Origin of the sequence: Szabonella alba (assembly GCF_016765775.1) — a bacterium.
Classification (GTDB): domain Bacteria; phylum Pseudomonadota; class Alphaproteobacteria; order Rhodobacterales; family Rhodobacteraceae; genus Szabonella; species Szabonella alba.
Genome location: NZ_JAESVN010000026.1, coordinates 1 through 2,500 on the forward strand (window position 1 = coordinate 1; position 2,500 = coordinate 2,500).

At 55.0% G+C, this 2,500-nt stretch carries 1 tRNA gene and 2 rRNA genes (1 of these 3 cut by a window edge); all 3 read right to left on the reverse strand.

Annotated elements, in window-relative coordinates:
• Window positions 1–77 (reverse strand) — tRNA-Met (locus JL811_RS19580).
• A gap of 58 nt (window positions 78–135) precedes the next feature.
• Window positions 136–250: ribosomal RNA gene (rrf, locus tag JL811_RS19585) — 5S ribosomal RNA — on the reverse strand.
• 107 nt (window positions 251–357) lie between these two features.
• Window positions 358–2,500 (reverse strand): 23S ribosomal RNA (locus JL811_RS19590) (it continues 695 nt past the right edge of the window).

The following is a 2,500-nucleotide window of genomic DNA, read 5'->3' on the forward strand; positions in this document are numbered from 1 at the left end:
TGGTTGCGGGGGCAGGATTTGAACCTGCGGCCTTCAGGTTATGAGCCTGACGAGCTACCGGGCTGCTCCACCCCGCGACTTGGCGCTTTGTTTTGCGCGGATTTGATATCGTTCGGAGATCTGGCTTCTTTCTAGGTTTGGCGGTGACCTACTCTCCCACGTCTTAAGACGCAGTACCATTGGCGCTGCGGCACTTATCGGCCGAGTTCGGGAAGGGATCGGGAGTTTTGCTCGCGCTATGACCACCAAACCGAGGAAGAAGCCAACATCAGGGCCGTTTTGGCCTTGTTTCCAGTGTCTGTGGTGCTTTTGACTTGTCCGCAGGGGCTGATGTTTTCAGCCTTGCTGTTACTGGATCAAATCAAGCCTATCGAGCAATTAGTACCAGTCAGCTGAACGCGTTGCCGCGCTTACACCTCTGGCCTATCGACGTGGTGGTCTACCACGGCTCTCAAGGGAGATCTTGTTTTGAAGGGGGCTTCACGCTTAGATGCCTTCAGCGTTTATCCTGTCCGAACATAGCTACCCAGCACTGCCGTTGGCACGACAACTGGTCCACCAGTGGTTCGTTCACCCCGGTCCTCTCGTACTAGGGGCAACTCTTCTCAAATCTCCTACACCCACGGCAGATAGGGACCGAACTGTCTCACGACGTTCTAAACCCAGCTCACGTACCTCTTTAAATGGCGAACAGCCATACCCTTGGGACCTGCTCCAGCCCCAGGATGAGATGAGCCGACATCGAGGTGCCAAACGATGCCGTCGATATGGACTCTTGGGCATCATCAGCCTGTTATCCCCAGAGTACCTTTTATCCGTTGAGCGATGGCCCTTCCACTCGGGACCACCGGATCACTATGGCCGACTTTCGTCTCTGCTCGACTTGTCAGTCTTGCAGTCAGGCTGGCTTCTGCCATTGCACTCAACGACCGATTTCCGACCGGTCTGAGCCAACCTTCGCGCGCCTCCGTTACTGTTTGGGAGGCGACCGCCCCAGTCAAACTACCCACCACGCAGGGTCCCGGACCCGGATAACGGGCCGCGGTTAGACATCAAGAGTAAGAAGGGTGGTATCTCAAGGTTGGCTCCACGAGAACTGGCGTCCCCGTTTCGATGCCTACCACCTATCCTGCACATCTCAATCCTGATGCCAGTGCGAAGCTATAGTAAAGGTTCATGGGGTCTTTCCGTCTAACCGCGGGAAGTGTGCATCTTGACACACAGTTCAATTTCGCTGAGTCCACATCAGAGACAGCGGGGAGATCGTTACGCCATTCGTGCAGGTCGGAACTTACCCGACAAGGAATTTCGCTACCTTAGGACCGTTATAGTTACGGCCGCCGTTTACCGGGGCTTCAATTCAAGGCTTGCACCTCTCCTTTTAACCTTCCGGCACCGGGCAGGCGTCAGACTGTATACGTCGTCTTGCGACTTCGCACAGCCCTGTGTTTTAAGTAAACAGTCGCCACCCCCTGGTTTGTGCCCCCCGCCCATACTTGCGTACAGACGGGGCTCCCTTCTCGCGAACTTACGGGAGCATTTTGCCGAGTTCCTTTGATGTGGTTCTCTCAAGCGCCTTGGTATTCTCTACCAGTCCACCTGTGTCGGTTTAGGGTACGGTCTCATGGAGGGCTATTTCCAGGAACCTCTAAGCGGCCCACCCAATCCGATAAGGGTGAACAACCGTCGAGATCCGTCACATCCTCCTGGCCCAGGAATATTAACCTGGTTCCCATCGACTACGCCTTTCGGCCTCGCCTTAGGGGCCGGCTTACCCTGCTCAGATTAGCTTTAAGCAGGAACCCTTGGACTTTCGGCGAGAGGGTCTCTCACCCTCTTTGTCGCTACTCATGTCAACATTCTCGCTTCTGATCTCTCCACCGGTTGCCTTACGGCCCGGCTTCACAGAAAGCTCCTTGTGTCCATGCCTCCCTTGCGGAAGGACAAGACACATGGAGCTATATCACAGAACGCTCCGCTACCACGCATATCGCTATGCATCCTGAGCTTCGGCTCGTGGCTTGAGCCCCGTTACATCTTCGCCGCAGGACAGCTTATCTAGACCAGTGAGCTGTTACGCTATCTTTAAAGGATGGCTGCTTCTAAGCCAACCTCCTGGTTGTTTTGGCCGTCCCACATGCTTTCCCACTTAGCCACGAATTAGGGGCCTTAGCTGCAGGTCAGGGTTGTTTCCCTCTTCACGACGGACGTTAGCACCCGCCGTGTGTCTCCCGGATAGTACTCATGGGTATTCGGAGTTTACTTAGACTCAGTAAGGCTGTGGGCCCCCATCATCCATGTAGTGCTCTACCCCCCATGGTATTCGTCCGAGGCGCTACCTAAATAGCTTTCGCGGAGAACCAGCTATCTCCAGGTTTGATTGGCCTTTCACCCCTAGCCACACGTCATCCAGACCCTTTTCAACGGGTGTTGGTTCGGACCTCCAGTTGGTGTTACCCAACCTTCATCCTGCACATGGCTAGATCACCTGGTTTCGGGT